At 47.8% G+C, this 25,404-nt stretch carries 19 protein-coding genes; 12 read left to right on the top strand and 7 right to left on the bottom strand.

What is annotated here, in order from left to right; all coding sequences use genetic code 11:
* Positions 1-228 precede the first annotated feature (228 nt).
* Positions 229-2,766: a M1 family metallopeptidase gene (locus H0G69_RS09145; RefSeq protein ID WP_180304757.1), complete on the top strand. Its 2,538-nt coding sequence runs from the start codon at positions 229-231 to the stop codon at positions 2,764-2,766.
* Positions 2,767-3,429: 663 nt separating this feature from the next.
* Here the strand turns inward: H0G69_RS09145 and H0G69_RS09140 are convergent.
* The gene (locus tag H0G69_RS09140; RefSeq protein WP_006500707.1) at positions 3,430-3,795 is read right to left on the bottom strand and encodes a HesB/YadR/YfhF family protein; all 366 of its coding nucleotides are present in this window, start codon (positions 3,793-3,795) and stop codon (positions 3,430-3,432) included.
* Between the two features lie 431 nt (positions 3,796-4,226).
* Between H0G69_RS09140 and H0G69_RS09135 the strand changes: the two genes are divergently transcribed.
* Complete coding sequence (locus tag H0G69_RS09135) at positions 4,227-5,345, top strand: D-alanyl-D-alanine carboxypeptidase family protein (RefSeq protein WP_180305440.1); 1,119 nt, start codon at positions 4,227-4,229, stop codon at positions 5,343-5,345.
* A 90-nt stretch (positions 5,346-5,435) separates the two neighbouring features.
* On the opposite strand, the gene H0G69_RS10960 is transcribed toward H0G69_RS09135, so the two are convergent.
* Together H0G69_RS10960 and H0G69_RS10955 are read right to left on the bottom strand one after the other, a co-directional pair.
* Positions 5,436-5,819 carry a serine hydrolase gene (locus H0G69_RS10960; RefSeq protein ID WP_240164349.1) on the bottom strand — a complete coding sequence of 128 codons (384 nt, stop codon included), beginning with the start codon at positions 5,817-5,819 and terminating at the stop codon, positions 5,436-5,438.
* Positions 5,820-6,356 (bottom strand): serine hydrolase, encoded by a 537-nt coding sequence (locus H0G69_RS10955; RefSeq protein ID WP_240164348.1) that lies wholly within the window; start codon positions 6,354-6,356, stop codon positions 5,820-5,822.
* Between the two features lie 197 nt (positions 6,357-6,553).
* On the opposite strand from H0G69_RS10955, the gene H0G69_RS09125 reads away from it, so the two are divergent.
* Complete coding sequence (locus H0G69_RS09125; RefSeq protein ID WP_180304756.1) at positions 6,554-9,412, top strand: DEAD/DEAH box helicase; 2,859 nt, start codon at positions 6,554-6,556, stop codon at positions 9,410-9,412.
* A 61-nt stretch (positions 9,413-9,473) separates the two neighbouring features.
* Here H0G69_RS09125 and H0G69_RS09120 read toward each other — a convergent pair whose 3' ends face one another.
* Positions 9,474-10,127, bottom strand: coding sequence for a hypothetical protein (locus H0G69_RS09120; RefSeq protein WP_034540710.1), 654 nt, complete (start codon positions 10,125-10,127; stop codon positions 9,474-9,476).
* Positions 10,128-10,335: 208 nt separating this feature from the next.
* Here H0G69_RS09120 and H0G69_RS09115 point away from each other — a divergent pair, with 208 nt between their 5' ends.
* From H0G69_RS09115 to H0G69_RS09105, 3 genes are all read left to right on the top strand, one after another.
* Positions 10,336-11,226, top strand: coding sequence for a PPK2 family polyphosphate kinase (locus H0G69_RS09115; protein ID WP_180304755.1), 891 nt, complete (start codon positions 10,336-10,338; stop codon positions 11,224-11,226).
* Positions 11,227-11,241: 15 nt separating this feature from the next.
* Positions 11,242-11,859: a hypothetical protein gene (locus tag H0G69_RS09110; RefSeq protein WP_180304754.1), complete on the top strand. Its 618-nt coding sequence runs from the start codon at positions 11,242-11,244 to the stop codon at positions 11,857-11,859.
* 267 nt (positions 11,860-12,126) lie between these two features.
* Entirely contained in the window at positions 12,127-12,801 is a 675-nt protein-coding gene (locus H0G69_RS09105; RefSeq protein ID WP_109588112.1) for a TVP38/TMEM64 family protein, read from the top strand.
* A 61-nt stretch (positions 12,802-12,862) separates the two neighbouring features.
* Here the strand turns inward: H0G69_RS09105 and H0G69_RS09100 are convergent, their stop codons facing one another.
* The 3 genes from H0G69_RS09100 to H0G69_RS09090 all read right to left on the bottom strand — a co-directional run bounded on the left by H0G69_RS09100 (position 12,863) and on the right by H0G69_RS09090 (position 16,257).
* Positions 12,863-14,248, bottom strand: coding sequence for a DUF2252 domain-containing protein (locus H0G69_RS09100; RefSeq protein ID WP_180304753.1), 1,386 nt, complete (start codon positions 14,246-14,248; stop codon positions 12,863-12,865).
* Positions 14,249-14,265: 17 nt separating this feature from the next.
* Positions 14,266-15,729, bottom strand: coding sequence for a sucrose-6-phosphate hydrolase (locus tag H0G69_RS09095; protein WP_180304752.1), 1,464 nt, complete (start codon positions 15,727-15,729; stop codon positions 14,266-14,268).
* An 81-nt stretch (positions 15,730-15,810) separates the two neighbouring features.
* Positions 15,811-16,257, bottom strand: a complete 447-nt coding sequence (locus H0G69_RS09090) for a GNAT family N-acetyltransferase (protein WP_180304751.1) — start codon at positions 16,255-16,257, stop codon at positions 15,811-15,813.
* A gap of 87 nt (positions 16,258-16,344) precedes the next feature.
* On the opposite strand from H0G69_RS09090, the gene H0G69_RS09085 reads away from it, so the two are divergent.
* The 6 genes from H0G69_RS09085 to H0G69_RS09060 all read left to right on the top strand — a co-directional run bounded on the left by H0G69_RS09085 (position 16,345) and on the right by H0G69_RS09060 (position 25,369).
* Complete coding sequence (locus H0G69_RS09085) at positions 16,345-17,391, top strand: zinc-dependent alcohol dehydrogenase family protein (protein WP_180304750.1); 1,047 nt, start codon at positions 16,345-16,347, stop codon at positions 17,389-17,391.
* A 216-nt stretch (positions 17,392-17,607) separates the two neighbouring features.
* A complete protein-coding gene (locus tag H0G69_RS09080; RefSeq protein ID WP_180304749.1) occupies positions 17,608-19,542 on the top strand; it encodes a sucrose-specific PTS transporter subunit IIBC in 1,935 nt (644 codons plus the stop codon).
* Positions 19,543-20,525: 983 nt separating this feature from the next.
* Complete coding sequence (locus H0G69_RS09075; protein WP_034540716.1) at positions 20,526-21,116, top strand: peptidylprolyl isomerase; 591 nt, start codon at positions 20,526-20,528, stop codon at positions 21,114-21,116.
* A 331-nt stretch (positions 21,117-21,447) separates the two neighbouring features.
* Complete coding sequence (locus H0G69_RS09070; protein ID WP_056967594.1) at positions 21,448-22,845, top strand: class II fumarate hydratase; 1,398 nt, start codon at positions 21,448-21,450, stop codon at positions 22,843-22,845.
* A 16-nt stretch (positions 22,846-22,861) separates the two neighbouring features.
* Positions 22,862-24,250, top strand: coding sequence for a flavocytochrome c (locus H0G69_RS09065; RefSeq protein ID WP_180304748.1), 1,389 nt, complete (start codon positions 22,862-22,864; stop codon positions 24,248-24,250).
* Between the two features lie 198 nt (positions 24,251-24,448).
* On the top strand, positions 24,449-25,369 hold the full coding sequence (locus H0G69_RS09060; RefSeq protein WP_180304747.1) for an L-lactate dehydrogenase: 921 nt from the start codon (positions 24,449-24,451) through the stop codon (positions 25,367-25,369).
* Positions 25,370-25,404: the final 35 nt, after the last annotated feature.

The following is a 25,404-nucleotide window of genomic DNA, read 5'->3' as shown; positions in this document are numbered from 1 at the left end:
CAGATGTTGCAGCAGCCGACCATAATCAGATGGATATTTAATTGGTTATGGAAAAACTGCATAAAAACTCCTTAAAAATAACTAGCTACCATTATACCGATTCTGGCAAAGAATACCATTTAAAATTAAAAAATTATAAGAATTGAAGGCTGATGAGGTACTCGGTTTCAATCTTTTTAGCAATTGGCGTTATAATGTTCAATAAATTTAACGAAATGAGGAAAGAACATGGCAGACTCAACGCGTTTTTATGAAAAATTTCAACCAGTCCACTACGACATCTACCTGGATATCGATCGCGCCGCCAAGCATTTTAAAGGCATTACGACGATCAAAGGCAATGCTGTGGACACTAAGATTGCACTGCATCAAAAGTTTCTAAACGTTGCCAGCGTTCAGGCTGATGGACAGGACGTACCATTCAGCTTCAGCGACCGTCAAGAAGCCATTCAGCTTGAACTACCGCATTCTGGTGACGTGGAGTTAAAAGTAGTTTATGATGCCAAGCTGACTGATACAATGATGGGGATCTATCCGTCATACTACACGGTTGCCGGTCAAAAAAAGCAGCTGATTGGTACGCAATTTGAAACCACGGCGGCGCGGCAGGCTTTTCCTGGGATTGATGAGCCAGAAGCCAAGGCGACGTTTTCGTTAGCCATCAAGTATGACGAGCAGCCAGGCGAAACCATCATTGCCAACATGCCAGAAGATCATGTTGAAAATGGCGTGCACTACTTCCAAGAAACGGTCAAGATGTCTACTTATCTGGTTGCATTTGCATTTGGCGAGCTGCAGAGCAAGTTTGCCAAAACCAAGAGCGGCGTTGAGATCGGTGTCTTTTCTACGAAGGCCCATCAGCCAAAAGAACTTGATTTCTCATTGGATATTGCCAAACGTGCGATTGAGTTTTATGAAGACTTTTACCAGACGCCATATCCACTGCCACAGTCATATCAATTAGCCTTGCCAGACTTTTCAGCCGGCGCGATGGAGAACTGGGGCCTGGTTACCTATCGTGAGGCTTACATGCTTTTGGATCCGGACAATACGACGCTCAATCAAAAACGGCTGATTGCCACGGTCATCACGCATGAGCTGGCACATCAATGGTTTGGTGATCTGGTTACGATGAAGTGGTGGGATGATCTTTGGCTGAACGAGTCATTTGCCAACATGATGGAATATGTGGCCGTCGATGCTCTGGAGCCGGAATGGAACGTTTGGGAGATGTTTCAGACTTCTGAGGTTCCAATGGCGCTGCAGCGGGATGCTACGGATGGCGTGCAGTCGGTTCACGTTGCCGTTGATGACCCCGCGGAGATCGATACGCTGTTTGATGGAGCAATCGTTTATGCCAAAGGCGCGCGGATGCTGGTGATGGTGCGGGCACTTTTGGGTGATGATGCGATGCGCAAGGGCTTGAAAAACTACTTTGCTGCCCATCAATATGGCAATGCTACGGGAGCCGATCTTTGGCAGGCACTGGGCGAGGCTTCAGGAATGAATGTTGGCCAGATCATGGAGTCGTGGCTGGAGCATCCGGGCTATCCGGTAGTCGAGGTCAAGGTTGAGGATGGCAAGCTTATGCTCAGTCAGCAGCAGTTTTTTATTGGTGATGGCGAGGAAAAGAGCCGTCTCTGGCAGATTCCATTAAATGCCAATTATAATCAGGCACCAGCGATCTTTAGCGAACAAAGCCTGGTTTTAGGCGATTATGCCCAGCTGCGAAAACAAAATGGTCGGCCGTTCCGCGTTAATGTAGGCGATAATTCGCATGTCATCGTTAAATATGATGAGACGCTGCTAAATGATATTTTGGATCACCTTGATGAACTGGGAGCCATCGATCAGCTGCAGCTGCTGCAGGATCTGCGTCTGTTGGCAGAAGGACGGCAGATTTCCTATGCTCAGATCGTCCCGCTGCTGAGTCGCTTTAAAGACAGTCGTTCTGGAATCGTTAATGAAATGCTGTACCATGTGGCTAACAGTCTCAAAAACTTTGTCCAGCCGGCTGCCAAGACAGAGCGTCAACTGCAGCAGCTGTTTGATCAACTTAGCGTCAAGCAGGTGCAGCGGCTTGGCTGGCTTTCACAAAAAGATGAGTCCAATGATGATCAATTAACGCGGCCAATCGTATTGAGCGCGGCCTTGTATGCGCAAAACCGTGACACAATCAAGCAGGCGCAGGCATTGTTTGATCAGTATCAGGACCATCTGGCGGATCTGCCGGCTGATGTACGGGGACTGGTGCTGGCCAACGAGGTTAAAAACTATGGCAGCCAGGAACTGTTTGATACGCTGCTGGCGGACTATCAAAAGACTGCCGATGCCGGCTTTAAGCAGGATATCTGTGCAGCATTGACCAAGACGCAGGATGATCAATTGATTGCCCAGCTGATTGATCGGTTTGAAGATGCCGATACCATCAAGCCACAGGATCTGCGGGCTTGGTTTAGAGGCGTTTTGACTAATGATCATGGTCAACAGGCAGCCTGGGACTGGATCCAGCAAGAATGGTCATGGCTGGAAAAGACCGTTGGCGGCGACATGGAATTTCCAACCTATATTACCGTAATCTCCCGTATCTTTAAGACTTCGCAGCGATTGGCCGAATTCAAGCGTTTCTTTACGCCTAAGGAAAATGACCCAATGCTGAAACGCGAAATTCAAATGGATGAAAAGGTGATTGCCAGTCGCGTAGAATTGATTGAAAGCGAGCAGGCCGCGGTTAATGCTGCAATTGCTAAGACGGTTGCCGAATAACGAAACAGAAACTAAAAAACTGGTAGTGGCGGATGTCATTACCAGTTTTTCAGTAAAAATGAAGTATTTTTGGTTAGCAGTCGGAAAGAACGTTTACAATATCAAAATCATCGAACAGCCAAAGCTTATGGTAGAATCATGACGGCTTTAACGGGACTGGATTGGCTTAAAACTGGCAGCTTTTGGCGGCTGGCTGATAATCCTGAAAGTATGCAGGAACCCGACTTTTATGATTGCTTGACTGCATGCCTTGTGAAGAAAGTATGGCTTGAGGGCTTGGGCGGCTTGAAATTACCTACTATCGACAGATTTTTTACCAAAAGTAGGTACATGCATAGCCGATTTATTTTGCTTTACCTACTTTTGCCATTTTTTCTGTGAATCGTAGGTAAATCTGTATATTCTAAGGCTGATAGGGTTAGACCGACTTTGTGAATTACCTCCGATTACGTGTTTTTATCAACATAGTAGGTAATGTTAGGGATCCCTAACTCGATATACATTAGTTTTTTCCTACTTATACATTGATTTTTTCGAAAAGTAGGTAATGATGGTTTCGTCATATGTTTTATACAAAAATTTCTGCATAAGAGCCGCTATTTAAGCTGTTAATGACGGACCTAACCTGATCCAGATTGCAGCAGTGTCATAACTATGGCGAAATCAGTCCCACAGCCCCTCAAAGCGGGTATTGCCTTTAGAAGCTGCGGTGTTGGCATCGACCGGCTCGCCATTGCCATTAAAGAAATGAAACGTCAGGCCATTTTGCGGATCATAGTCGATCAGCGTGGTCTTGCCTGAAAAGAACCAGCTGTCTTGATCATCGATATGATAGTTGATCTCATCGATAATAACCTGCAAAACCGGCTGCTTGGGCTGATCTTCTCTTTGATAGGACTGCTTGGGGCCATAATTGACGTGTCCATTGCGGCCACCAGTTGGAGTAAAGAAGCGCACGCCGCTGCCAGGCTGCAGATCCAGCTGCTTGATCAGCCATTGTTGAGCGGTCTTTGAAATTTTTAGCTGCATTAAATCACCTGCTTTTGTTTGCTAGAAAATAATTGTTTTAAGATATTTGAGCAAGATTTATTCGATTCGCTGGCGTCATTAAAATCTAAGCTTAACCGATGACCTTAGAATATCGATGTTTGGGCCGTTATGCAAATAATCAGCGCTTGAAGCAAGCTTTGGATTCAGCAGTATCGAAACGCTGACTTTGCCAATAATTAACTGGCAATCAAACCAATGAGTCAAACCAGCAGCTAAAAATCGATAAGGGATTTTTGGTTTTTGCTGATAATCAGAAAGAATTTTGCGTTAAGATAGAAAAGACAGTGTAAAGAAAGAATTATTAATAAGGATTGATACTAAAGATGAATAGACATAGCTGGAAGAAACGCCTGCAGAGTCTGGTTCTGGTGCTGCTCAGCCTTAATCTCAGCCTGCTGGGTCTCTCCTCGATTGTTTTGGCTGATAGCGAGGCAACTGAAGAATCAACGGTTGTCGCACAGGACAGCTCATCAGACAGCAATGGCCACCAATCGGGACAAAACGTAGGCACGAGCCATGATGTTGCTGCCAAGGCTGCGATTGCCATGGATGCTAAGACTGGGCAGATTCTGTACCAAAAGAACGCGCAAAAACGGTATCCGGTTGCTTCCACCATTAAGATTCTCACGCTGGCCGTAATTGAAAAAGATATTCAGGCTCATAAGCTAAGCTGGGATCAAAAAGTAACGATCTCGCATCCAGTGGCGGTAATGGCCAACGATTGGCGCTTTTCCAACGTGCCGCTGAATGAAGGCGAGAGCTATACGATTAAGTCATTGGTTGATTCAATGATGCTGGTTTCAGCTGATGGCAGTGCCGAAGCGCTAGCCTTAGCTGATGCCGGCAGCGTGGCCAAGTTCAATGCCAAGATGCAGCAGGTGGCTAAAGAAGCTGGCGTGACCGATGCCAAGATCTATAACATGATCGGACTCTCAAACGGGGATCTGGGGACTTTGCGCTTAAAGAACGTCTCCAAAAACGCCGAAAATCAGATTTCTGCCGTTGATCTGGCTAAGATTGCCAGCTGGCTTTTAAACCATTATCCTGATGTCGTCAATATTACCAAGACGGCTCAAGAAGACTTCCCAGTCAGTGATTCACAGACCTACCACATGCAAAACATCAATCTGATGATCAAGGGAGCGGCTCTGGATCGAGCAGATGGTGAGATCGATGGCCTAAAGACCGGGACGACTGATTCAGCCGGCAACTGCTTTGTCAGCACCGGAACGTTTAACAATCGCCGCCTGGTTACGGTAGTCTTAAACGTTCCTGGCGACTTCAACAATCAGTTCCAACAGACCAATAACCTCTATAATCGCGTATTAGGTCGCTTTGCACCACAGACGATCAAAAAAGGTGCGCTGATCAAAGTCGGTCAAAAGAAGGCACGAGCAGCTAAAACAACGACGCTGTGGCTGCCTAAAGATACCAAGCTTGAAAAAAAGACGATTAAGATAAAGGGAACACTGAAAGGCAGCAAGCTAACGCCTAACGACATGCCACAGGTTGCCCTAAAACTAAAGTAAAAGCAAAAGCGCTGATTCAGACTGTTCAAAGTCTAAATCAGCGCTTTTATGCTGAATCGGTAAAGCAGTGCCGATCTTAAACTGCTGGACCTATTTGTTTAAGATCTTGCTGGTTGATTTTGCCAGCTTTTCAATCGTATTTTCACCATTTTGCATTGAAGAGTTGTCATCAGTGTAGACGGCGATCGTATAGCTGTCGCTGGCGCCATTGTTACCGGGTATGTAGCCGATACTGTTGATGATCCAGCCATCGTCTTCGTCCAGCCAGCCGTTTTTAAGGTAGAAGTTGGTGCTGCCGGCTGAAATTCCCCACTGTTGGTCGCTTTCTACATTTTGCATCAGATTGCGCACGTATGACTGCTGACTGGTGCTCAAGAGGTTGGATGAGTAGAAAATGGCGTTGAGCAGTTTAAGCTGATCGCTAGGAGTAGTAGTTGAAAGTCCCCATTCTTCATGGGCCTTAGAGTCAGTCATTCACAGTTTGTCAAAAGTCTCCTGCAGGCCGCTTTTTTCGCCCAGCTCAACAAACAGAGCCGAAGCGGCGGTATTGCTGCTGTTTTCAATCATGGCCTGGGCATTGGCCTGCTCGCTGCTGTTTAATGTGCCCTGTTTCATCAAGAGACCGACCAAAATTGAGACCTTGACTGTGCTGGCCATGCGATATGAATGATTTGTAGCGTTGGATGCCGTGTAGGTCTTTTTGGTTTGATTCGAGTAGACGGCAATGGCCACGTGCCCATCAGCCTGCTGCAGAGTTGATTTCCAGGCGTCCTGCAGCTGAGTGTTGGTACTGTCGGCAGTTGATGAGGAGCTGTTGGAGACTACCTTTTGGACGATTTTTAAGGGTGATGACAGTTTAACGCTGGCGTTGCGAGAACTATTCAGACCAGGAATCAGCAAACCGGCCGTACATCCTAAGGTGACAAATATCAGGATGATCGTCAGCCATTTAAACAGACGGCGCCTTCGATTGGGTTTAAACTGAGTTTTTCGTGCTGGTCGCTGGTTCATTACAATTTCCTTCCATGATTTTTTTATTTAGAATATAAAAACTTTTGTAAAGACTAAAATAGTTTAACACCTCAAATTGAAGAATTCATGAATTTTGAAGCAGTTATGCCATGTTTGTAGGCAAAAGCTTTGTCACAGATTTTGAATTAACCTAAAGTAGATATCGTGATCAACATTGTTAGCTTAAGGAGAGGTTTATGACGTGGATAGATGATCAGCTGCGAGCTGACTTACAAAATGGCTTTATCGATGGCAGTCTGCCGGCTGGCGCACTGGGACCAGCAATCTTAACCAATCGACAAGGCAATACGATCTTTAACGAAATCAAAAATGAACTGCGCACCTGCACGAATTTTAAGATGGCAGTTGCCTTTATTACACCGGCCGTTTTAGTGCCAATCAAGTCGATTATGATGGACCTGGCGCAAAAAGGAGTTGGCGGTGAGCTTTTGACGGGAACCTATCTGCAGTTCAATTCTCCCCAGGTCTTTGCCGAATTGATGAAGATTCCTAATTTGAAGGTGCGCTTGACTGGAGAGGTCGGCTTTCACCAAAAAGGCTACTGGTTTGACCATCAAGACTATGAGACGTTGATCATCGGCAGTGCCAACCTAACGATGGAAGCGCTTTTAAAAAATGCCGAATGGTGTCTTAAAGTCAGCTCTAAGCATCAAGGAGCCGTTATTCAGCAGTTTGCAGCTGAGTTTGGCAATCAATGGCAGACGGGGGTTCAATTAAACGCGGCATGGCTGACGGCATATCAAAAAGGCTGGCAGGCACCAGTCTTAAGCTCAGCATCGCAAACGAGTCAGTCTGATCTGATTACGCCCAATGCTATGCAAAAAGCTGCCTGCAAACGAATTGAGGCGCTGCGCCAGGCTGGTGAAAAGCGGGCTTTGGTGATTTCAGCAACGGGGACAGGGAAAACGTATTTGGCCGCGTTTGCCGTTCAAAGCGCCCAACCTAACCGCGTCCTGGTGGTTGCCCATCGTGAGCAGCTGCTTTTAAAGGCGCGGGCCAGTTTTCAAAAGATTATTGGCGGTCAAGATCAAGACTATGGCTTTTTTACCAGTCAGCAGACGCCTGGGACCGCGCGATACGTGTTTGCCACGGTTCAGACGCTGGCAAGGCACTTGGATCAGATTGGACCGGCTGATTTTGACTATGTGATTATTGATGAGGTCCATCATGCCGGTGCGGCCAGCTATCAAAAAATCATCAACTGGCTGCAGCCGCGCTTTTTATTGGGACTGACGGCTACTCCGGATCGAACCGATGATTTCAACGTCTATGCCTTGTTCAACTACCAGCTGGCCTATGAGATTCGACTTCAAGAGGCGTTAAGCGAGCGGATGCTGTGCCCATTTCAGTTTGTCGGCGTCAGTGACTATGTCTGGCAGGGGCAGACCGTTAGCGAAAAAACGCCGCTCAAACATTTGATTCAGCCTGAACGGGTGGACTGGATAATCAAAGTGGCTGACTATTATGGACATGACGGGGATGTCTTGCATGGCTTGATTTTTTGCTCGCGAACCAAAGAAGCTCAAGAACTGGCCGCCCTTTTGACGCAGAAGGGGTATCCGGCGCAGGCGCTAACGGGACAGGATTCGGCAGCCAAAAGAGAGCAGGCAGTTGCCAGACTGCAAGCCGGTGAGCTGGTTTATCTGATCACGGTTGATGTTTTTAACGAAGGGATCGATATTCCCTGCGTCAATCAAGTGATCATGCTGCGCGATACGCAATCGGCAATCGTTTTTCTGCAGCAGCTGGGACGCGGCCTGCGTAAAGCGCCAGGCAAGCATTTTTTGACAGTGATTGATTTTATCGGTAACTATCAGCACAACTATTTGATTCCCCAGGCACTGACTGATGATCATTCCCACCAGCGCAGTCGGGCGCTTCAGACGCTGCATGCTGAGCCAACCCTGGGAGTTTCAACGATCTCATTTACGCGGCTGGCCTATGAGCGGATCCTGGCGTCAGTTGAAAAGGCGCAGCTGACCGGGATGAGTCTGCTCAAAAGCGAGTTTAGTCAGCTTAAGCAGCGGCTAGGAAGAACACCATTGATGGCTGATTTTCAAAGAGCAGGAATCCTTGATGAAAGCATCTTTGCCGAAAAGTTTAAGACCTATCCGCGCTTCCTGCAAAAAATGGGAGCAACGGTCAATCTCAATCCTCAAACGGAACCGGTTTTACAGTTTCTGACTGAGGAATTGGCCAATGGCAAGCGCCAGCATGAACTGATCTTATTGGCAATGCTGACCAAGCAGTCAACGATTACAGTCGCTGATTATCAAGCGCAACTGCATCAGAATGGCTGTTGGGTTGACGACGCGACTTTGGCATCGGTTAAACGAGTCTTGACGCTGGAATATTATCTGACTAAAGGCAAGATTGGCAGTCGGATCCGCTATGGCAATCAGCCCTTGATTATTACGACTGGTCAGCAGATTCAGCTGCACCCCCAGATTCAAAACTATCTGAGAGACGCTGAGTTCGGGCTGTTTTGGAATGATGCCATTGAAACCGGAAGACTACAAGCTAAAAAGTATGATCAGAAACAGCCGCTGACGCTCAACCAGCGCTATACCCGCATGGATGCCGTCAAGCTCTTGAACAACGCTCAATACATGGTGCCTAATGGAATTGGCGGCTATTATTTCATGGGTGAGACGGGGATTTTGTTTGTTACCTACCACCATTCAAACACGCGGGCTGCGATTGACTTTGACAATCAGTTTCGCAGCCGGACGCAGCTTTCTTTTTATTCCAAGACCAACCGCACGCTGAACAGCCGCGATGCTGAAAAGCTGTTGAATCCAAACGCCAGCCTGCATCTATTTGTTAAAAACTCGGATGAGCAGGACCAGTCGCAGTTTGTCTACCTTGGTCTTTGCCAGGTTATGCCGGGATCTGCTCATGAGTTTTTGCAAAAGGGTACCAATAAGCCGATTTTTGGCGTGGAACTGTTGTTAAAACATCCTGTTGATCAAGCACTTTATCTGGCCTGGCAAAATGAAGGAGCGACTCATCAGTTCTATCAAGAGAATTCATAAATAAAATAGCAAACGCGCGACTCAGGCTTCAGCAGGGCTTGAGTTGCGCGTTTAAAGGTATTTAATGGCGTTTGGCATGGCGGACAGGGGGCTTGATGTTGTTGAGCTGCCAAGTCAGTTCATCAATCGTCATGATCCGCGGGTTATCATCCCACTGGCGGCTGTCAGAAAAGTCGGCAACATCCCAGTAATGATTGAGCAGGTTAAGGCCGTCTTTGCTGATGGCAAGGTAGGCGTCTTCATGAACCGCGATTGCCAGGCCAAAGTTGATCAATGCCCGCAAGCGATGCAGAGCCGCCGGATTGCTGAGCAGCTGATGATTGATCAAAACGCCATCGTTATTAAAACGCAGCGGCTCATTGCCAGTCTGGCCCAGCTTTTCCAGCATGGCCAGCCAGACAAAATGCCAATAGCCAAGCTTGATGCTGCCAAATTGCGGCTGCTGGAAATTCTTTCTAAGACTTGCAACCAGCTCACGATGACTGCCATAGCGGCGCAGATCAAAAGAAGCATCGGCAAAGCGGCGCGAGCGTTCATTCTCATGCCAGGAAAAACGCAGATAAAACAGCCGCTGACCATGCAAAACGTTGGCGTAGATGCTTTCGGTCGACTTGGCCTGATTAAAGGCAATCAGTTCATAGTCGCGGTTGGGCAATGCGGCAATAATGGCATGGTGAATCTCATGCTGCCAATCGAGGGTTGCTTGCGCGGTCATTTAAAAACTCCTCCTCTAATGATGCTGACTTAATTATAAGCCAGGTTTTTATTCATTCTCAAACCTAAGCACTGCTGCAATGGTATGTTTTAGGACCGTCTTTTGCACAATTAGTTAAGAATGCCTGCTGACTCGATTGATTGGCGGAATAGTTGCCGTCCAATGCGGTATAATAATTTTTAATGATGTTTTGAAGGGAGTTTTTGCAATGGATACCAAACAGTATAAATTTGTTGGCAAGGACTTTGATATTGAAGCGGCCCCAACCAAAATCGATGGCTATAACGATGAAGACATGGCCATGATTGAAAACGTGAAGGGTCAGATCGAAGCCAATCTAAAAAAACTGAAGAAATTTCAAAAGAAGATGTATTCAAGATCGCGCTATGGCGTCGTCTTGGTCTTTCAAGCACTGGATGCTGCCGGCAAGGATAGTATGATTGCCCACATCTTTTCTGGAATTGATCCGGTTGGGTTTACGGTCAATAACTTCAAGCAGCCCAGCAAGACTGATCTGAGTCACGACTATTTGTGGCGGATCCACCAGAAACTTCCTGAACGCGGGGCAATCGGCATTTTGAATCGTTCCTACTATGAAGACGTTTTGGTTTCCCGGGTGCATCCTGAACTGATTCTTAATGCCAACCTGCCAAACGTCCTATCGATTGCTGATGTCAACGATGCCTTTTGGGATGGCCGCTACGAAGACATTCGCCAGTTTGAGAAATACTTGACGCGCAACGGTTATGTCGTTTTGAAGTTCTTCTTGCACGTTTCAAAAGGCGAGCAGAAGAAGCGGTTTGAACGGCGCATCACTATGCCGGAAAAGAACTGGAAATTCTCCGCTTCAGACATCAAGGAGCGTCAATACTGGGATGAATACCAGCTGGCCTATGAAAAAGCCATCAACGAAACTGCTACCAAAAATAATCCTTGGTACGTAATTCCTAGCGACAGCAAGTGGTACTCGCGGCTGGTCGTCTCGGATATTTTGACCAAGCGGCTGGGCAAGCTGGATCTTTCCTTCCCCGAAGTTACTGCTGAGCAAAAGGCTGCCATGGATGATGCGCTGCACCGCTTGGAAAACGAAAAAGATTAATCAGTGAGGAAAAATATGGGCCTGGTAAATTCATTTGATCAATGGCAGAAAATAACCGTGCCGCTTGACAGCTATCTTAGTCTCAAACAGCTTAACGATGGTCAGTGTCAATGGGAGCTGATTGAAAAAAAGCATGCGGTACCAGTAATTGCAGACTGGCAGCACCGGCCGGCAAATGAGTTCAGCCATTTGCAGACCAAGCGACTGTACCAGAGCCTGGCACCGTTGATTCAAGATCAAACGGCGCGCCGTTGGTTTGTAGGTGAGCATCCTTGGTGGGACTGGTCGTTTAATCTAAGGTTTCTAGAAGACCTGACGCCAGACGATCCGCTGAACCAGTGGATTGAAGAAATGGCCGACAAGCTGGATGGCTATTTGGAAAAGCAGCGTTATCAGCAGGCATCTGCAATGATGGCCGGAGTGTTAGTTAAAAAGCTGCAGATTTCGCCAGCCCTGATCGAACCATACGCGGTCTATCTAAAAGCCAGCGCGCATCAATTTGCCAAGCGCGGTTTGACGAGCGATCGCCATGTCACGGCAGCTCAGTTAAAAACAGCTGCTCATCATCTCTTAAACCGGCAGTGGGATCGGCTGCAGCTGGATCTCCAGAATATCAATACCTGGTGGGACTGAGTCTTGTAGAGCGGCTGGTGAAAGGAAATGCTTAGGCGTGAAATTGATGGGTTATTGGCCAGACAAGTGATCTTGATTAGAAAGCTTTGTTGGAGGATTGAAAAACAGCGCTGGTGTCATGCTGACTATCAATGAATTGATGAATTTAGTTGCACTTGGCGGTAAAGTTTCATACAATAAACCCGTATACTATATACACACCTATTGCGCGACCCCTGCCTGGCTGATCAGTTGGACAGGGGTCGTCTTAGTCTAGGGGAGATTGCAATGAAAAAACGCAGAATTGTTTTGACGGTTGGGGGTATTTTAGCGCTGATTGGGCTGATTTTATTGGTCTGGGATTTTCGGTGCGAACTGATGCTGGTGGTTGACCCAACCGTGGCGCATCGGCATCAATTGATGAAGCTGATTCGTTCGCATGGGGCAGCTGATATCGTGCTGTTAACCATTGTGATTGGCCTTTTGAATGCGATTCCAGGAATGTCCAATTCGCTGCTCTGCATCCTGGCTGGTCTATGCTATGGACCATGGATCGGTTTTGCAATGAACTGGGTCGGCAACGTCTTGGGCAGCTGTCTGGTCGTTGGGCTGATCAAGCACGTCGACGTTTCAAAAAAAATCAAGACCAGTCGCCTGCTGACGGCACTGACCGATCAGCAGCATCCTTTGATTGGTTTGACGATTGGCTACATGATTCCCGTAATTCCCAGCGTTTTGGTTGATTATGCCGGGGTTAGAATGAAGCTTGATCGCGGGCATTTTCTGCTGATGATTGCCGGTGGAATGCTGCCAACCTCTTTTTTGTATGCATTTGGCGGTGATGCACTGTTTAATGCTGATTTCAAGCGCTGCAGCGGGGCATTGGTCGCGCTGCTGATTCTGATCGCTATGTATTTCTTGGTTCGACGCCGGATGAAGAAACCGACCAGTCCAGCGGTCTAACTATTCATGAAGCTAAAAACACCCCGCTTGGCAGTTGCCAGACGAGGTGTTTTTATAATTGCTATTGATTCAGGTAAGCTAAAAAGCGCTGATAGTCTTGATCGACCTGTTTGGAATATTGAACTGCCCAGTTGGCCAAGCCTTCATCCAGCTGTTTTTGCTTGCGCAGATAGCCGGCAATGCGAGGAGCGGTAGGACTTTGGAAATGCGCCATGGCTAATAAAAAACTGCAGATCTCGGCATAAACGCTCAGACTTTCAAAATCCAAGCGGGTCGTGTCAATTGATTCCTTCATGTCCCGGAATTGGCGCAGGTAGTAGCCGCGACCATCAAAATGCGTACTGCCGAGAAAAGGATCAGAAGCCGACTGCAGAACCTTTTGTGCCGTAACGATCCGCCGTCCAGCATTCAGACTGCTTTTGATGGATTCAGCAACCGGCATGGCCAGCAGATTATAGCGCAGCGGCAAGGCTTCTTTCATCTGCAGGACCAGGTGACTGCCATCAATCCCGGTCAGCAGCAATAAAAAGCAGCGCGTACCAAAGCTGCCAACGCCGACGCTGTAGCGAATCACATCGGAAAGATGGTAGCTGGCCAGCAAAACGCGGATGTCTTCTCTGACGTAGTTGCGATAGCTGTTATAGGCAGCTTGAATCTGTCTGAAAGTGTGGTCGCTGACGTGGCGGGCGCGGGGCGGATTCTCACGGAAGATCAGATGACCACGCGAATTGAGCGTCGTGAATTTTTTGATGACCGTTTCTGAGTTGTTCTTATGGCTCTTTTTGAGAATTCGATCGACGATGCGGCTCATTTCGGCACGATCGTTATCCTCCAGCGAGTTCAGCGTTTGAATCATATCATGAATCTCGTATGAAAAATAAAAGCGCTGCAGCAGAGTGAGCGTCTCGGCATGCTTGACGCCGCGTCGATAAACCTTGCACATGCTGCTTAAGAGCGTCTGCAGTCGATCTGGCTCAAAATTATTCTGCAGGCCAACCAAATAGGTGCTGACCAAAAGGCGCTTTAAGTCGCTTTCCCAATTGCCGATCCGAGATTCATCAAAATCATTGAGATCAAACAGCAATTTGCGTTCTGGCGAGGCATAGAAGCCATAGTTTCCTAAATGGGCATCGCCATTGATAATGATTGAGATGCCGCTTTGATACTGCTGCTTAAGGTCTTGTTCCATTAATTCCGCGGTGCCGCGAAAAAAGGCGAAGCGGCTGGCGGCCATGCGTTGATGACGCAATGGCAGCAGCTCAGGGATCATCTTGGCTTCGGTCAGCTTGATCAAATTGATTGGATCGCGCTGAACGGGAACGTATTCACCGAGCTTTTCGACTGGGACTTGGCGGCGCTGCAGCTTGCCATCGGTTTCCAGTTCGGCTTTCGTGGCGTTGACCTGGATTTTTTTTAAGTCAAAAACATCCAGAGGCTGATTGAGCATCACTGACAAAACTTCCTTCACATGTTTTTCAGCTGCCATACCGTTCCGTGAGCATTGATCCGTTCATTAAAGCCTGCCCAGACCTGACAAGGATCATTGAAGAAGCGCAGAGTCAAGACGTGCTCGCCATCATTGACGAAAATCTCGGCTAGCGAATGATCGATAAAAACGTCAAGCTTTAGAGGCTGATCGGCTGGCAGCTTTACGCTTCTTACCGTGCCAAAGTCGGGAGCGACAGGTTGGCCGGCATGACTGCGATCTACGCTTAGTTTACCAGTCCGCGTGTCAAAACGCACCTGTAAACCGGCAGAAAGATCCTGGGCAGCTGCTAAAAAGAGCGTGCCAGCTTGGTCGGCGGCGATGTCAACGGTCATCTCAAACTGGCGGCCGGTCTTGATGTGGCTGACGTTGCCATTAAACGATTCAGCCTGGCCGCGCAGTTCTTTCATTGCCGCAACGGGTTTTTGAAGCAGGCGGCCGTTTTGATAGTGCAGTTCTTTAACCTGGCTCAGACAGTTGGCCCAGTTTTCCGTGTCGGTAGGATAGGAAAGATCTGGCAAGCCTACCCAACTGATGGCATAAGCCTTGCCATCTGGCGCATTGAAGGCCTGCGTGGCATAGACGTCAAAACCATCATCCAGGTTGACGGGAATCTGTGAGCTGTTGATCAGTTTAGCCTTTTCATAGTCGAAATCATCACCGGTCAGATACATGTTCGGGTAGATGTTTTCATAGTCGGCGACCTTTTTATCCAAGCCCTGCGGACAAAAAATCAAAACGGGATGGCCGTCAACGTCGATCAGATTGGGACATTCGCACATATAGCCCATTGAATCGTCCATACAATCAACATAGCCGACTTCTTGCCAGCCAGTCGTAAGCTCATCGCTGACCCATAGATCAATGTGTCCTTCTTGAGTGTCTTTTTCTTGTGCACCAATGATGGCGTAGTATTTACCATTATGTTTCAACAACTGTGGGTCTCTAAAATGCTCGCTGATGTGATCGGGATTGACAAACAGTGGCTGGTCCAGCTTGGTTACCTGGTTTTGTTTGTCCAGCCAGGCTCCCAGCTGATAAGGCGTTCTTTGCCAGTCAGCATCACGATGATTGCCGGTATACATTAAGAACAGCCGATCATCAATTACACGGGCTGATCCTGAATAAGCGCCATGACTGTCATATTCAGTGTCCGGTGCCAGGGCCAGGCCATGATTCTGCCAATGTACCAGGTCCGGTGACATCATGTGCATCCATGACTTTAGACCATGAGCGGCACCAAATGGGAACGACTGGTAAAAAACGTGCCATTCATTATTGTAATAGGAAAAGCCATTTGGATCGTTCAGCAAGCCAGAGCTCGGCCGCACATGATAATGCATCTGATAAGACGAATTGGCGGCCTGTGCCTGCAGTTTCAGCAGTTCCAAGGCGCTGTGCTTTTCATAAGGTAAGTAGCGTTGCTCGCGAGTCCATTCCATAATTTCAACCCCTCTGTCAATTTGAAAGCGCTGTTTTACATTTTAATTTTAAGGAGTTGACGGCTTGATGTCAAACGTTTATCAATCAATGCTTGCGGCCAGTTTCATCTGACAATGAGGAATATTATCCAGTAGATAGATTTCGGATGTCTGTTTAAAGCCAAAGCTGCCATAAAACTTGGTTAGATAGGCCTGCGCTTCAATCTCAACGTCCAGACCAGGAAAGTGCGTTGAGATATAGTCCAAGACGGCTTTGAGCAGCTGATTGCCCAGCCCCTGCCTGCGGAATTTTTCAACGACCAGCACGCGGCCAAAAGTTACGGAGTCTTTTTTAGGCATGATGCGCGCGTAGGCCATCAGCTCATTGGTCTGATCGTCTAAAATCCGCACGTGAAAACATTGGTAGTCTTCGTCATCGACTTCTTGATAATAGCAGGTCTGTTCAACGACAAAAACGCTGGTCCGTTCCTTAAAGATCGTAACCAGTTCTTGAGGCGTCAGTTCATTGGTCTGTCTTACGTCAATCATGATAAAACCTCCTGTAATGTCAGTTTGAATTAGCGTTATTATTTACTTGTAGTCTAAGTATAGGTTTTTAGCAAGCGAGGTGGCAATATGGAGAAAAAAGAATCAATTCCTGAAATGATGCATGCCTGGGCGGTTGTCAAGCCGGGACCAATCGATGGCGAACAATCACCGCTTCAATTTGTCTTAAAGCCAGTGCCGAAGCCAAAACGAGGCGAGGTTCTGGTTAAGGTGCTGGCCTGTGGCGTCTGTCATACTGATCTGCACGTCAGCGAAGGTGATCTGCCGGTTCATCAGCCCAATGTCACGCCTGGTCATGAGATCGTGGGGCAGGTTGTGGCGTTTGGCGAAGATACACAGCGCTTTAAGCTTGGCGAGCGGATCGGGATTCCCTGGTTTCGGCATGCGTGCGGAGTCTGCCGCTTCTGTCGCTCGGGTCGCGAAAATCTTTGCCCCCATTCATGCTACACAGGCTGGGATCACGATGGCGGCTATGCAGAGTACGTTACGGTACCAGAAGGATTTGCCTATCGAATCCCCGCGCGTTTCGATGACTTGACGGCGGCCCCGCTGCTCTGTGCCGGGATCATCGGCTATCGAGCCTATCTGCGTGCCAACGTTCCGGCAGGCGGTCGCTTGGGTCTGTACGGCTTCGGCGGTTCAGCGCACATCACGGCGCAGATTGCGATTAAGCAGGGAATTGAGGTTCATGTCTTTACAAGGGGGAAAGACGCGCAGCAGTTTGCTCGTCAGCTGGGATGTGCCTCCGCGCAGGGTGCTTATGATCAAACGCCGGTACCGCTTGATTCGGCAATCATGTTTGCACCAGCCGGCCAGATGATTCCCCAGGCGCTGGAGAATCTGGTACCTGGGGGAACGCTGGCTTTGGCAGGTATTCATATGAGCGACGTGCCGCAAATGGCCTACCAGGATCATCTCTTTCATGAAAAAGTACTGACCAGTGTTGAGAGCAATACGCGGCGTGACGGTGAAGAGTTTTTGACGCTGGCTGATCGTCTGGATATTCATCCCAGCGTTGCCGAATATCCGCTGGCCAAAGCTGATGAGGCATTGCGGCGGGTTAAGCAGGGCGATATTGACGGTGCCTGCGTCTTAAGAGTCGGGACACGCGAATAAGTTAAAAATTTTTTAAATTCCACCAGACGGTTAAAATGCCTTTAAAACGGGATTATGTGTCAACCCATTGTCATTTTGTTGGTAAAAATAATTGTTAAACGATTGACATTTTGCGAAAAGCAGGTATGATAAATAACAGTAAAAGCGCTTACAGATGTTTTTAACATTTATTTTTATTTGGTTAGCAATGCAATTATTTATCTGGGGAGAGCAATTATGGATCATAAACGAGTCGCCCAAACCGTTGTCAAAGCGGTGGGCAAAGATAACATCGTGGCTGCTGCGCACTGTGCCACGCGGCTTCGTTTGGTGGTCAAGGATGATTCCAAGATCAATCAAAAAATGTTGGATAGCGATGCCGACATCAAAGGGACGTTTGAAACGAACGGTCAATACCAGATCATCATTGGCCCTGGTGACGTCAACAATGTCTATGATGAAATGGTTAAGATTACCGGTTTAAAGGAAATGTCAACCGATGACCTGAAACAGGTTGCGGCTAAGAACCAAAAGACGAATCCGGTGATGGCATTCATCAAGCTGCTGTCTGACATCTTCGTACCGTTGATTCCAGCCTTGGTTGCCGGCGGTCTTTTGATGGCTTTGGACAACGTGCTGGCTTCACCTGGTCTGTTTGGGCCAAAGTCAGTCATTCAGATGTACCCTTCGCTCAAGGGCATTGAGTCAATGGTCAACGTAATGTCGGCAGCGCCGTTTACGTTCCTGCCAATTCTGGTTGGGATTTCTGGTGCCAAGCGGTTTGGTGCCAACCCATTTTTGGGCGCGGTTGTCGGTATGATGATGACCTCACCGCTGCTGCAGGCGGGTCACTTCTGGAACGTCTTTGGACTGCACGTTTCAATGCAGCCTTACACGGGCCAGGTTATTCCGGCATTGGCTGCAGTTTGGCTGTTGTCGATCTTTGAAAAATGGTTCCACAAGAAGCTGCCAAGCGCGGTTGACTTCACGTTTACGCCGCTGCTGTCGATTCTGTTGACTGGTTTTCTGACGTTTACCATTGTGGGTCCGGTTATGCGGGATCTTTCCGACTGGATCACGGCTGCGATTGTTTGGATCTACAACACGCTTGGCTGGGTCGGAACTGGTATCTTTGGTGCCTTCTACTCACCAATCGTTTTGACGGGTTTGCACCAAAGCTTCCCAGCCATCGAAACGCAATTAATCTCGGCCTTTAAGTCGGGAACTGGCTACGGTGACTTCATCTTTGTCGTTGCTTCCATGGCTAACGTTGCGCAAGGGGCTGCGACGACGGCGGTCTACTTCCTGACCAAGAACAAGAAGATGAAGGGTCTTTCCAGCTCAGCCGCTGTTTCAGCACTGCTGGGGATTACTGAACCGGCAATCTTCGGGGTTAACCTGAAATTGAAGTTCCCATTCTTCTGTGCTTTGATTGGCTCATGTGTTGCCAGTGCATTGGCCGGTATGTTCCACGTTATTGCCGTATCGCTTGGCTCGGCTGGTTTCATTGGCTTCCTTTCGATCAATGCCAAGTCGATTCCGCTTTACGTCCTTTGTGAGCTGATCAGTTTTGCCATTGCATTCTGTGTCACGTTCTTCTATGGCAAGGCCCACCGCAACCTGATCGATCCAGTTACCGAAGCTGAGGCTGATGCTGAAGCCAAGGCAGTTGAGGTTCAGGCTGAGGCAACGGCTGCTGAGCCTGCTGGTGCCGTTAAGAGTGAAGAAGTGCTGAGCCCAGTTGATGGCAAGGTAGAAGATCTGTCCAAGGTTAAAGATGAGGTCTTCTCCCAAAAGATGATGGGTGATGGCGCGGCTGTCGTACCAAGCGATGGCACCATCTACTCACCGGTTGATGGTAAGATTACCGTTGCTTATGCTACTAAGCATGCATATGGCATTACGTCTGATGATGGGGCCGAAATTTTGATCCACGTTGGTTTGGACACGGTTAATCTGAAAGGCGAACACTTCACCAGTGCAGTTGAGCAAGGCCAAACCGTTAAGCGCGGTGACAAGCTGGGGACGGTTGACCTCAAGGCTGTTGAAGCGGCTGGCTACGATACTACGGTAATGGTCGTTGTAACCAATACGGCCAGCTACGCCAAGGTTCAACACGTTGCAGAAGGCGAGATCAAGCACGGTGAAAAGCTGATTGAAGTTGCCAAATAACGACTAAACATCTTTGCATTAATGCTAAAACCGCTCGATGACTGGGAATCGGGCGGTTTTTGATTTGCTTGGCAGCTTTGGCAATTGGGATCAGCATCGCGGCGATCCAGAATGTCTGGTGGCATAATCCTGGTCACGGCTAAGAATCTAAGCAAGGCAGATAATTCGGAGTCGCGTAGTCAGTCAAGCATCTGATCTTCATCAAGAAGCGCTCGTCCGTCAGTTGTAAAAGTCGTCATCAAACGATAGTGGTGGCATTATACAAAAATTCCTGCATGGTTTTAGATGATCAAAGACGATTACCTACTATTGGTGAAAAAGCGATGCATAGTAGGTAAAAATTAATGTATATCAAGTTAGGGGAGCTTAACATTACCTACTATTAACTAAAAATCCCCTAATCGTAGGTAATTCACAAAGTTGGTCTGACCCAATCAACCCTAGAATATACATTGTTACCTACGATTTGAAGAAAAACTGTCAAAAGTAGGTAAAGTTGGATTGGTCGAATATACAGCTGCCTATTATGGGTGAAAAAACAAGATAAAGTAGGTAAGCTCAGTATGATCAGCAGTTCAAAGATCCAATTCTTTCACGAAGTTGGTCGTCTGACAGTCGCGATAAGCCAGTAAGCTGTCATTTTGATCCTAACGATAAAATATCGGCGGTTTTAATTATGTTTGGTTGATGTTGGTTGACTACTGCTGCGTCAATGGACTTGAACTTCTAGTTTGCAAAATGGTTTTGGGAATCCAGCTGCTGTTGAAATTATCGTTGAGGTTAATGGAGCTTGGCTGCCGGAGCTGTTTTTTCGTTTCCGATTTCTGCGGAGCGTACGGCATATCAATAGATGTCAAGCAGACCAGCTGTTGTCTCAAAATTTTTCATCGTGATAAAAACGTTGATCAATATAAGATCGTGTTAATCCAAAATAATGATAGAATTAGATATAAATTGATTTTCTATATTAGCAGGAGGAAAACATGACCTATCCACAATTGAACCTGGCAGATGCCAAGGGACCTAAAGCAACCATCAAGACCAATCATGGTGACGTAACCATTCAGCTGTTCCCAGATCAGGCACCCAAGACGGTTGAGAACTTCATTACGCTGGCCAAGCAGGGCTACTATGATGGGGTAACGTTCCATCGGGTGATTCCCGAATTCATGATTCAAGGCGGTGATCCAACCGGGACTGGAGCTGGCGGGCAAAGCAGCTTCGGCGCACCGTTTGAAGATGAATTCAGCCGGGAGCTTTTTAACTTCAATGGCGCGCTGTCAATGGCCAATGCTGGTCCTAATACCAACGGCAGCCAATTCTTTATTGTCAGTGCTACACAGGTACCTGGCAATATGATTGGTCAAATGAAGCAGCTGGGCTGGCCAGCCGAAGTCATCGCCAATTACGAAAAGAATGGTGGCACGCCATGGCTTGATGGGCACCACACCGTCTTTGGCCAGGTAGTCAGCGGCATGGACGTGGTTGATGAGATCAGCCGGGTTGCTCGTGATGCTGCTGACAAGCCGAAAGAAGACGTTGTAATGACGACGGTTGAAATTACTGAAGAATAATATAAATACGATACTGCTAACAGCTTGCTTGAGCTGATTAGCGGTATTTTTTATTGCTGCTGATTGACTTTTAAATAAAAAATGCCTAATTGATCAATCAAGCGAAAAATTTTTAGCTTTTTTGAAATTAATTAAAGATTGTGCAAAAGTTTCAAAAAGATTAAAACAGCTTAGGAAAGGCATTTTAATGGGGGATTATAAGGAATTCTTATAAGCTCTATTTGTTTTGACTATATCTAATTATGCAGAGTAAAGTTGGAATCGTAAAAAAGCAACAACGCTTACATCACTTTGTTTATATCGCATGTTGAATTCAATTGGAGGTTTTAATATGCCAGAATTTCGTACTGAAGAAGATACTCTAGGTCCAGTTCAAATCCCTGCCGATGCTTTGTGGGGCCCTCAAACTGAACGGAGCCGTCACAACTTCCCAACTGGCCAATACATGCCAATCGCCATCATTCGTGCACTGCTGAACATTAAAAAGGCAGCTGCTCAAGCCAACATGGAAACCAATGCTATTTCAGAAGAAAAGGGCAGCCTGATCGTTAAAGCCGTTGACGAACTGCTTGCCTTAAGCGATGAAGATCTGCGCAAGGACTTCCCATTGAAGGTCTACCAAACCGGTTCTGGTACGCAGACCAATATGAATACTAATGAAGTCGTTGCTCACAAGGCTATGCAGATCAACCCTGACGTAGAGATCCTGCCTAACGATGACGTCAACAAGGGTCAAAGCTCAAACGACACGTTCCCAACGGCAATGAACGTCGTAGCCTTGGAAGCTTTGGATAAGCTGAAGCCAGCCGTACAGCACCTGATTGACGAACTGAAGATCAAGCAGGACAAGTACTGGGAAACGGTTAAGGTTGGCCGGACCCACCTGCAGGATGCCGTTCCATTGACTTTTGGCCAAGAAGTCTCTGGCTATGTGGCTGCGCTTGAACATGACCTGAAGTACATTGAACAGCTCGAACCAACGCTGGAAGAACTGGCAATTGGTGGTACGGCTGTTGGTACTGGTCTGAACGCCGCTGAAGGCATGCCTGAAAAGATCGCTGAAAAGCTCAGCCAGGCATATGGTCTGAAGCTGACTGCCAAGAGCAACAAGTTCTACGGCCTGTCGCACCACTCTGGTCTTAACGTGGTTCACGGGGCCTTGAAGACGCTGGCAGCTGACATGTTCAAGATTGCCCAAGACATCCGGTTCCTGGCTTCTGGTCCACGGGCTGGCTATGGCGAACTGCACATTCCTGCCAACGAACCAGGCTCTTCAATCATGCCCGGCAAGGTTAACCCAACTCAAGCTGAAGCCGTTACGATGGCTGCTCTGCGGGTCTTTGGCAATGATGTGGTCGTTTCAACTGCCTCCTCACAAGGCAACTTTGAAATGAACGTCTTCAAGCCGGTTATGATCGATGCATTCTTGGAATCTGCCGACCTGCTGACGGGTACGACGATGGGCTTTGCCGACAAGATGATTCATGGCTTAACGGTTAACGAAAAGCGGATGAAGGAACTGCTGGACAACTCGCTGATGACGGTGACGGCACTTTCTCCACACATTGGCTACCATGACAGTGCCAAGATTGCTCAAGCCGCTGACAAGGCCGGCAGCACGCTGAAGGAAGCTGCCTTGAAGTCTGGCAAGGTTACTGAAGAACAATATGACGAATGGATGGATCCGCTGAAGATGACCAACGCTGATCGTCATGACTACGAAGACTAAACAAAGGAGCTGCAAAATGGCACAATTTCAAACCACGCCAGTCAGTCAACTGGCAGACAGCTATGATGCGGTAATCGTTGGTTCTGGCGGTACTGGTCTGGCAGCTGCAATTCAAGCCCATGAACTGGGAATGAACGTAGCCGTACTGGAAAAAGAAGAACAGCTTGGCGGTAATACCAACCGAGCATCTTCTGGGATGAACGCCGCCGAGACCAACGTTCAGCTCAAGCATGGCATTATTGACAACATCAATGACTTCTACCGGGAAACCTACAAAGACGGTGGCAAGCTCAATGATAAGGATATGCTGGGATTCTTCGTCGTTCACTCGCCACTGGCAATCGACTGGCTGGCTGATCATGGCATCAAGCTGGAAGACGTTACGATTACTGGCGGGATGTCTAAAAAACGGACGCACCGCCCAGCTTCCATGGCGCCAATTGGTGGATTCCTGGTTAAGAGCCTGTTGGATGTAGCGGCTCAAGAGAAGATTCCGGTCTTCAACAAGGTTAAGGTCGAAAAGCTGGTCAAAAACGATCAAGGCGCAGTTGCCGGCGTAGTTGCCAGTGTTGATGGTCAAACCAAGCAGATCAATGCCAAGGCCGTCTTACTGGCAACTGGTGGCTTTGGGGCCTCCAAGGAATACATCAAGCGCTACCGTCCAGATCTGGCCGACTACAAGACGACTAATCAGCCAGGTGCAACCGGTGACGGCTTGAAGCTGGCTGAAGAGGTGGGCGCTCAGCTGACGCAGATGAATTTCGTTCAGGTTCACCCAACCGTTCAACAAGACAATCCACATGTCTACCTGATTGGTGAGGCCGTTCGTGGTGAAGGGGCAATCCTGGTTAACTTCCAAGGCAAACGTTTCGTCAACGAGCTGAATACGCGTAAGATCGTCTCAGAAACGATTACCGCTCTGCCGGAACACAGCGCCTATCTGATCTTTGACCAAGGCGTGCGCGATCATGCCAAGGCCATTGAGTTCTACGACAAGGTTGGTCTGGTCGTTCATGGCGACACGATTGAGGATCTGGCTAAGAACCTGAAGATGGATCCAGCTGTCTTGAAGAACACGGTTGAAACTTGGAACCAGGCTGTCAAAGCTGGCAACGACAAGGAATTTGGCCGGACGACGGGGATGGATCGCGATCTGTCCAAGCCAGGCTACTTTGCCATTCATATCGCACCTGCCATTCACTACACGATGGGTGGAATTCACATCAATACCAAGACGCAGGTACTTGATGGCAATGGTGACGTTATTCCTGGCCTGTATGCAGCTGGTGAGGTTTCTGGCGGCCTGCACGGCAACAACCGGGTCGGTGGTAACTCAATCGCTGAAACGATCATCTTTGGTCGTCAGGCTGGTCAACAAGTAACGGTTTATGCTCGCGAACATTAATTTTCTGCTTTGAGTAGCGTACGCGGGTCTGAATAAATTAATATGCGACAGGGTTGGTAGGACGCTGCTCTGTCGTATTCTTAGCCATTATTTTGTTGAAATTATCACAAGAAGCGTGTACAATACTAAAATTTGTTGGAAAATTTTGAAAATAGTGCTGTAAGTGCTTTTTCAGTCGAGTAGAGAGGAAAATCAGATATGTCAAAAGTTATGCTGGTTGGCGATGGTGCAGTTGGTTCTGCTTTTGCCAACGATTTACTGCAACACGTTAGTTTAGATGAATTGATCATTGTTGATCGTAAGACGCAAAAAGCGGCCGGCGATGCAATGGATCTGGAAGACCTGGCCATGTTCGATGGGACGACGGTGGTTCGTGCTGGCAAGTATGAAGATGCAGCCGATACCGACGTTGTAGTCATCACGGCGGGTATTCCGCGCAAGCCCGGCGAGAGTCGTTTAGACCTGGTCAACAAAAACGTTGGCATTTTAAAGACGATCATCGACCCAATCGTTAACAGCGGCTTTAAGGGAATCTTTGTCGTTGCTTCCAACCCAGTTGATATTTTGACGACGCTGACGCAGCGGATCTCTGGTTTTCCAAAGAACCGGGTTATCGGTACGGGGACCTCGCTTGATACGGCCAGACTGCGAGTAGCGCTTGCCAAACGCTGTCATGTGCCTGTACGCGAAATCAGCGTTGACGTATTAGGCGAGCATGGTGATACGTCGTTTGCCAACTTTGATGAAGCGACGATTGCCGGCAAGCCTTTAAAAGAGTTTGCTGATGTCAGCGATGAAGAGCTTGAAGAGATGCAGTCTGGGGTCAAGAAAAAAGGTGGCGCGATTATTCGTTCCAAGGGTGCGACCTATTATGGCGTTGCCCGCTGTCTGTCTTTGATTTGCGAGGCCATCATCTTCAATCGTTCAATCGTTTTGCCATTATCGGCGCCTTTGAATGGTCAGTATGGCATCAATGATCTGTACTTAGGGACACCGGCTTCCGTTAACCGGACTGGAATTCGTTATGTTATTGAAACGCCGCTTTCAAAACGCGAGGTAGCGGCAATGCAGTATTCTGCCGCCAAGATGAAAGAAGTCTTGGATGGCGTTGAGCTTTAGATTAAGATTTTGAGACAACTTTTTTGGAGGAAATA

The sequence above is a fragment of the Limosilactobacillus mucosae genome, from assembly GCF_013423865.1.
Lineage (GTDB): Bacteria > Bacillota > Bacilli > Lactobacillales > Lactobacillaceae > Limosilactobacillus > Limosilactobacillus mucosae.
Note: the sequence above shows the minus strand (reverse complement) of the source record. Positions and strands in the feature narration are given on the sequence as shown.